This window comes from Pseudomonas sp. AP3_22 TE3818, from assembly GCF_053628995.1.
In genome coordinates this window covers 710,615-717,500 of record NZ_JBRJHL010000001.1, presented here as the reverse complement: position 1 = coordinate 717,500, position 6,886 = coordinate 710,615, and the positions used below count along the sequence as shown (strand labels likewise).

The 6,886-nt window shown below is 59.0% G+C and carries 7 protein-coding genes (1 of these 7 only partly in view); 4 read left to right on the top strand and 3 right to left on the bottom strand.

Features of this window, described 5'->3' with window-relative positions; translation table 11 throughout:
- Positions 1 to 956: the 5' portion of a tyrosine--tRNA ligase gene (gene tyrS, locus AB7M25_RS03365; RefSeq protein ID WP_007980168.1), read on the bottom strand. The gene continues 244 nt to the left of window position 1, outside the view; 956 of the gene's 1,200 nt are visible here — the first part of the coding sequence; it begins with the start codon at positions 954 to 956; its stop codon lies off the left edge, out of view.
- Positions 957 to 1,167: 211 nt separating this feature from the next.
- Between tyrS and AB7M25_RS03360 the strand changes: the two genes are divergently transcribed.
- The gene (locus tag AB7M25_RS03360) at positions 1,168 to 2,586 is read left to right on the top strand and encodes a peptidoglycan DD-metalloendopeptidase family protein (protein WP_454236977.1); all 1,419 of its coding nucleotides are present in this window, start codon (positions 1,168 to 1,170) and stop codon (positions 2,584 to 2,586) included.
- Positions 2,587 to 2,589: 3 nt separating this feature from the next.
- A complete protein-coding gene (locus AB7M25_RS03355) occupies positions 2,590 to 3,681 on the top strand; it encodes an anhydro-N-acetylmuramic acid kinase (protein ID WP_454236976.1) in 1,092 nt (363 codons plus the stop codon).
- Positions 3,682 to 3,749: 68 nt separating this feature from the next.
- On the opposite strand, the gene erpA is transcribed toward AB7M25_RS03355, so the two are convergent.
- Together erpA and argC are read right to left on the bottom strand one after the other, a co-directional pair.
- Positions 3,750 to 4,100 (bottom strand): iron-sulfur cluster insertion protein ErpA, encoded by a 351-nt coding sequence (gene erpA / locus AB7M25_RS03350; protein ID WP_007906865.1) that lies wholly within the window; start codon positions 4,098 to 4,100, stop codon positions 3,750 to 3,752.
- Between the two features lie 166 nt (positions 4,101 to 4,266).
- Positions 4,267 to 5,301: an N-acetyl-gamma-glutamyl-phosphate reductase gene (gene argC, locus AB7M25_RS03345; protein WP_007980174.1), complete on the bottom strand. Its 1,035-nt coding sequence runs from the start codon at positions 5,299 to 5,301 to the stop codon at positions 4,267 to 4,269.
- Positions 5,302 to 5,436: 135 nt separating this feature from the next.
- Here argC and hemJ point away from each other — a divergent pair, with 135 nt between their 5' ends.
- Both hemJ and AB7M25_RS03335 read left to right on the top strand, forming a co-directional pair.
- The gene (hemJ, locus tag AB7M25_RS03340) at positions 5,437 to 5,865 is read left to right on the top strand and encodes a protoporphyrinogen oxidase HemJ (protein WP_429560405.1); all 429 of its coding nucleotides are present in this window, start codon (positions 5,437 to 5,439) and stop codon (positions 5,863 to 5,865) included.
- Positions 5,866 to 5,898: 33 nt separating this feature from the next.
- Positions 5,899 to 6,867 (top strand): NAD(P)H-dependent flavin oxidoreductase, encoded by a 969-nt coding sequence (locus AB7M25_RS03335; protein WP_015097043.1) that lies wholly within the window; start codon positions 5,899 to 5,901, stop codon positions 6,865 to 6,867.
- Positions 6,868 to 6,886 lie beyond the last annotated feature (19 nt).

Sequence of the window (6,886 nt, the reverse complement as noted above, 5' to 3'; positions counted from 1 at the left end):
CCATCCTTCATTCGGTTACCGGCAGCACGATGAGCGTTGGCAGCAGCCTCTTCACCATGGAAGCGCGCCACGATTTCTTCAGCCAGCTTGATCTTGATGTCACGCGGATTGGCACCCGCCTCCACATCAGCGCGGAACGCATTGATCTCATCCATGGAGCGGAAGCTGAGCAATTCGAAGTAGCGCCACATCAGCGCATCCGGAATGGAAACCAGCTTGCTGTACATCACACCCGGCGCTTCCTGGATGCCGACATAGTTGCCCAAGGACTTGGACATCTTCTTCACGCCATCCAGGCCTTCAAGCAGCGGCATGGTCAAGATGCACTGAGCTTCCTGACCATAACCACGCTGCAGCTCACGCCCCATCAGCAGGTTGAACTTCTGATCGGTACCGCCGAGCTCGACGTCCGCGCGCAGAGCTACCGAGTCGTAACCCTGAACCAGCGGATAGAGGAACTCGTGAATGGCGATTGGCTGATTGGTCGTGTAGCGCTTGTCGAAGTCATCGCGCTCGAGCATGCGAGCCACGGTGTACTGCGAAGTCAGGCGAATGAAGTCGGCCGGCCCCATCTGATCCATCCAGGTGGAGTTGAAGGCCACTTCGGTTTTTGCCGGATCCAGAATCTTGAAGACCTGAGTCTTGTAGGTCTCGGCGTTCTCGAGGACCTGCTCGCGAGTGAGCGGTGGACGCGTAGCACTTTTGCCGCTCGGATCGCCGATCATCCCGGTGAAGTCACCAATCAGGAAGATCACCTGATGCCCCAGCTCCTGGAACTGACGCAGCTTATTAATAAGCACGGTGTGGCCCAGGTGCAGGTCCGGAGCCGTTGGATCGAAGCCCGCCTTAATACGTAGCGGCTGGCCACGCTTGAGCTTTTCAATCAGCTCGGACTCGACCAACAGTTCTTCCGCACCACGTTTGATCAGCGCTAGCTGCTCTTCAACCGACTTCATAACAGACCCGCAAGGCTCAGATTCAAAGGGAACCAACCATACAAGATCGCGCGTCAAATACAAGGTTTGCCCGGCGCACGGACGCCAATCCGCAGGCAGGGCACCTACGGACTTGCTTCAGAGATGATTTGGTTATATTTTATACAGTTATTTCATCTTCATCATGTCATTCATCTTTTCCAATTCATCTTTTTCAAAGTCAAAACCACTTATGACCACAGAATCGTCTAAAGCGCCGCCGCTTTACCCGAAGACCCACCTGCTCGCCGCAAGTGGAATCGCCGCCCTTCTCAGCCTGGCGCTCCTGGTATTCCCTTCCAGCGATGTTGAAGCCAAAAAAACGACCCTGAGTCTTGAACTGGAAAGTCCTGCTGAACAACTGACACAAGATCAAGACGCTGCTGACGTCGTTCAAGCCACAAATGAACCTGCAGCATCCCCTTTCGCGCAGATCGACAACAGCGCCGAGGACACTCAGGAAGCCGCCCAAGCCGACCCGGCGCCGGTCGTTGAAGAAGAGAAGCCGGCAAGCCACAGGGAAGTGATCGTCGCCAAGGGCGATACCCTCTCCACGCTGTTCGAGAAAGTCGGGCTTCCAGCCGCTTCAGTGCATGAAATACTGGCCAGCGACAAGCAGGCCAAGCAGTTCAGCCAGCTCAAGCATGGGCAAAAACTTGAATTCGAACTGAGCCCTGACGGCCAGTTGACCAACTTGCACAGCAAGCTCAACGACGTCGAAAGCATCAGCCTGACCAGGAACGACAAGGGTTACACGTTCAATCGCATCACTGCGAAACCGACCGTGCGCTCCGCCTATGTTCACGGTGTGATCAACAGCTCGCTGTCGCAGTCCGCGGCCCGAGCGGGCCTGTCCCACAGCCTGACCATGGACATGGCCAGCGTGTTTGGCTACGACGTGGACTTCGCTCAGGACATTCGCCAGGGCGACGAATTCGACGTGATCTACGAGCAAAAAGTGGTCAACGGCAAGGCCGTCGGTAATGGCCCGATCCTGTCGGCGCGCTTTACCAACCGCGGCAAGACCTACACCGCCGTCCGCTACACCAACAAACAAGGCAACAGCAGCTACTACACCGCTGACGGCAACAGCATGCGCAAGGCGTTCATCCGCACACCGGTGGACTTCGCCCGCATCAGCTCGAAATTTTCCATGGGCCGCAAACACCCGATCCTGAACAAGATCCGCGCCCACAAAGGCGTCGACTACGCAGCACCGCGCGGCACGCCGATCAAGGCAGCCGGTGATGGCAAGGTCTTGCTGGCCGGTCGCCGTGGTGGCTACGGCAATACCGTCGTCCTCCAACACGGCAATACCTACACCACGCTCTACGGCCACATGCAAGGCTTCGCCAAAGGCGTGAAGACTGGCGGCACGGTGAAGCAGGGCCAAGTGATTGGCTATATCGGCACCACAGGCCTCTCCACCGGCCCGCACTTGCACTACGAGTTCCAGGTCAATGGCGTGCACGTCGACCCGTTGGGCCAGAAACTGCCAATGGCCGATCCTATTGCCAAGGGCGAACGCGCACGCTTCCTCGCCCAAAGCCAGCCCCTGATGGCACGCATGGATCAGGAAAAAGCCACGATGCTGGCTTCGAGCAAGCGCTAAGTCATGGCGCTCTATATAGGTGTGATGTCCGGGACCAGCCTTGATGGCCTGGATATCGCGCTGATCGAGCAAGCCCCGGCGATCAGGCTGATCGCCTCCCACTACATCCCGATGCCCGACTCCCTGCGCGCCGAGCTGCTCGGCTTGTGCGCCAGCGGCCCGGACGAAATCGCCCGCTCCGCCATCGCCCAGCAGAACTGGGTGAAACTGGCAGCGCAAGGGATTCATACCCTCCTCGCTCAACAGCAACTGAAGCCTGACGACATTCGTGCCATTGGCAGCCACGGCCAGACCATCCGCCATGAACCGGCACGCGGCTTCACCGTGCAGATCGGCAACCCGGCCCTGCTGACGGAGCTGACCGGCATCACCGTGGTCAGCGACTTCCGCAGCCGCGATGTCGCTGCCGGGGGACAAGGTGCACCGCTGGTTCCCGCCTTTCACGAAGCCTTGTTTGAAGAACGGCTCGGGAATCGTGCCGTACTGAACGTAGGCGGCTTCAGCAATCTCAGCCTTATCGAGCCCGGCAAACCGGTCGCCGGTTTCGACTGCGGCCCAGGCAATGTGCTGCTGGACGCCTGGATTCACCAGCAACGCGGCGACCACTTTGACCGTGACGGCCAATGGGCTGCCAGCGGCAACATTCAACCGGTGCTGTTGAATGCGCTACTGAGTGACCCATTCTTTGTGACCAAAGGCCCGAAGAGTACCGGGCGGGAAGTGTTCAACCTGCCATGGCTGACGCAGCATCTGGCGCAGCTGCCAGCCTACTGCGCCGAAGATGTTCAGGCGACCCTGCTTGAACTGACTGCACTGACCATTATCGAATCACTGCAAAGCGCCCAGACAGACACGCTGGAACTGCTGGTCTGCGGCGGCGGCGCCCACAACACGGCCTTGATGAACCGCCTGGCCAGCCTGCTGCCAAAAGCCAGTGTCAGCAGCACCGCGACTTACGGTGTAGACCCCGACTGGGTCGAAGCCATGGCCTTCGCGTGGTTGGCTCATTGTTGCCTCGAAGGCATCGCGGCCAACCGTCCGAGCGTTACCGGTGCCCGTGGATTGCGCGTACTCGGCGCCATCTACCCCGCATAAATCCTCCACACAGCAAAACGCCGCAAGACCCTGAGGCCGTGCGGCGTTCTGTGAAGCAGGCGCGCTGATCAGATCGAGAACGAAGACCCGCAGCCACAGGTGGTGGTCGCATTCGGGTTCTTGATGACGAAGCGCGAACCTTCCAGACCTTCCTGGTAGTCCACCTCGGCACCGGCCAGGTACTGGAAGCTCATCGGATCGACCACCAGGCTCACGCCTTCGCGTTCGACGATGGTGTCGTCATCGGCCACCTCCTCATCGAAAGTGAAACCGTACTGAAAACCCGAACAACCGCCGCCCGTAACGAATACGCGCAGCTTCAAGCGATCATTCCCCTCTTCATCGACCAGGCTCTTCACCTTGTGCGCGGCACCGTGGGTGAATTGCAAAGCCGTGGGGGTGAAGGATTCGACGCTCATGCTGACTATCTCCCGGCGTTACGCCGTCATATTGCGTGATGACGCGCATTATCCGCTTCTCCTAGAAAAGCGGTCAACTATTGTTATGGTATATCAACCAATCCGATCGCCGGCCCGAAATGCAAAAAGGCCCGTCAGACGGGCCTTTTGCTGTACGCGATAAACCTTACGGCAGCATGCCGGCGTGGGAGAGACCCAGACGCTCATCCAGCCCGAACAGAATGTTCATGTTCTGCACGGCCTGACCCGACGCCCCTTTGACCAGGTTGTCGATCACCGACAGCACCACCACCAGATCACCGTCCTGAGGGCGATGCACGGCAATACGGCAGACGTTGGCACCCCGCACGCTACGCGTCTCAGGATGGCTGCCGGCCGGCATGACATCGACGAACGGTTCGTTGGCATAACGCTTTTCAAACAACGCCTGCAGATCCACCGAGCGATCAACAACAGTGGCGTAGAGCGTCGAGTGAATGCCGCGAATCATCGGTGTCAGGTGCGGAACGAAGGTCAGCCCTACGTCCTTGCCTGCTGCACGACGCAACCCCTGGCGGATTTCCGGCAAATGACGGTGACCTTTGACGGCATAGGCCTTCATGCTTTCCGACGTCTCGGAGTACAGCGAACCTACGGAAGCACCACGACCGGCACCGCTGACACCGGATTTGCAGTCAGCAATCAGATGCGCAGCATCGGCCAGCCCGGCTTCGAGCAATGGCAGGAAACCCAATTGCGTTGCAGTTGGGTAGCAGCCCGGTACGGCAATCAGGCGCGCTTTCTTGATCTGCTCGCGATTGACTTCCGGCAAGCCGTAGACCGCCTCGTCCAACAACTCCGGTGCACCGTGCGGCTGGCCGTACCACTTGGCCCATTCATCGGCGTCTTGCAGACGGAAGTCGGCCGACAGGTCGATGACCTTGGTCCCGGCCGCCAGCAGTTCGCCCGCCAGGGCATGGGCAACACCGTGCGGCGTGGCAAAGAACACCACATCGCAGGCACCCAGGGTCTTGATGTCCGGAACGCTGAACGCCAGGCCGTCGTAATGGCCTCGCAGGTTCGGGTACATGTCGGCTACGGCCAGGCCAGCCTCGGATCGGGAAGTGATGACAACCACCTCAGCTTGCGGATGCTGCGCCAACAGACGCAGCAGTTCGACACCGGTGTAACCCGTGCCGCCGACGATACCGACCTTGACCATAAACCTGCCCTCAACGAACCCACTGGAAAGCCGTCGATAATAGGGGCCGCGCGCCCCTGCGACAACCGTCAAGGTGACGTGCGGACGCTCAAGCCTCTACTATTCCCGTTACCGTGAATTGGGGAATAACCAAAAATGCTTTATCTGTGGCTCAAAGCGTTACATATCGTCAGCGTCGTGTGCTGGTTTGCCGGCCTGTTCTACCTGCCACGACTGTTCGTTTATCACGCACAAAGTGAAGACACGATCAGCAAGGAACGCTTCAGCGTCATGGAGCGCAAGCTGTACCGGGGCATCATGGGCCCGGCGATGATCGCCACGCTGATCTTCGGTGGCTGGCTCATCTACCTCAATCCAGGCATCTTCAGCCAGGGTGGCTGGATACACGCCAAACTGACCCTGGTCGTGTTGCTGATCGGCTATCACCACATGTGCGGCGCCCAGGTAAAACGTTTTGCCCGTGGCGAAAACACCCGCAGCCATGTCTTTTATCGCTGGTTCAATGAGGCTCCGGTTCTGATATTGCTGGCAATCGTAATTCTGGTCGTCGTTCGGCCGTTCTAAATCCAATAGACACCACTCACCGGGGTACTTCCAATGTCGCTGCCCGCTCTGCTCGAACAACGTTTGCGTCTGCCTGTGGTGGCTGCGCCGATGTTCCTGATTTCCAATCCGCAATTGGTACTCGCCTGTTGTCGTCAGGGCGTGGTCGGCAGCTTCCCGGCGCTGAACCAGCGCGAAAGCAGCGGTTTCAAGGCCTGGCTGGAGGAGATCGAAGCCGGACTGGCAACAATGGAAAACCCCGCGCCTTATGCCGTGAACCTGATCGTGCATAACAGCAATCCACGCTTACAGGCGGACCTGGAGATCTGTGTAGAGCACAAAGTGCCGATCGTGATCACCAGCCTCGGCGCCGTGAAAGAACTGGTCGATGCGGTGCACAGCTACGGCGGCCTGGTGTTCCATGATGTGACGACACGTCGTCATGCCGAGAAAGCGGCCGAAGCCGGCGTGGATGGATTGATCGCCGTGGCTGCCGGGGCCGGTGGACACGCCGGGACCTGGAGCCCGTTCTCGCTGATTGCCGAAATCCGCCAGTTCTTCGACAAGACCCTGTTGCTGGCCGGCTGTTTGAACCACGGGCATGAAATTCTTGCCGCGCAATTACTCGGCGCGGATCTGGCCTACTTTGGCACTCGGTTTATCGGCACGACGGAAAGTCACGCACCCGAGGCCTACAAAGAAATGCTGCTGACATCCAAAGCCGCAGACATCATCCATACGCCAGCTGTGTCAGGTGTCCCCGCGAGTTTCATGCGCCAGAGCCTGGAAGCCGCCGGTTTCGACATGGCCGCGTTACAGGGCAAGGGCGAGATCAACTTCGGTTCCAAGCTCAAACCCGTGAGCGACGAGGCCAAAGCCTGGAAAACCGTTTGGTCTGCAGGCCAGGGCGTGGGTGAAATCGAGGACTTGCCGAGTGTCGAGCAGTTGATTGCCCGTCTCGACGCCGAGTACCGCCAGGCCCTGGAGCATGCCGCCCAACTGCCAAAACGCTGGCCGCGCTGACAGTAAATCTTGGCCAGCC

Excerpts from the sequence above, each read along its gene's own strand:
- argC (WP_007980174.1), bottom strand. The coding sequence starts at position 5,301 with ATGGTCAAGGTCGGTATCGTCGGCGGCACGGGTTACACCGGTGTCGAA.
- AB7M25_RS03335 (WP_015097043.1), top strand. The coding sequence starts at position 5,899 with ATGTCGCTGCCCGCTCTGCTCGAACAACGTTTGCGTCTGCCTGTGGTG.
- hemJ (WP_429560405.1), top strand. The coding sequence starts at position 5,437 with ATGCTTTATCTGTGGCTCAAAGCGTTACATATCGTCAGCGTCGTGTGC.
- erpA (WP_007906865.1), bottom strand. The coding sequence starts at position 4,100 with ATGAGCGTCGAATCCTTCACCCCCACGGCTTTGCAATTCACCCACGGT.
- AB7M25_RS03355 (WP_454236976.1), top strand. The coding sequence starts at position 2,590 with ATGGCGCTCTATATAGGTGTGATGTCCGGGACCAGCCTTGATGGCCTG.
- AB7M25_RS03360 (WP_454236977.1), top strand. The coding sequence starts at position 1,168 with ATGACCACAGAATCGTCTAAAGCGCCGCCGCTTTACCCGAAGACCCAC.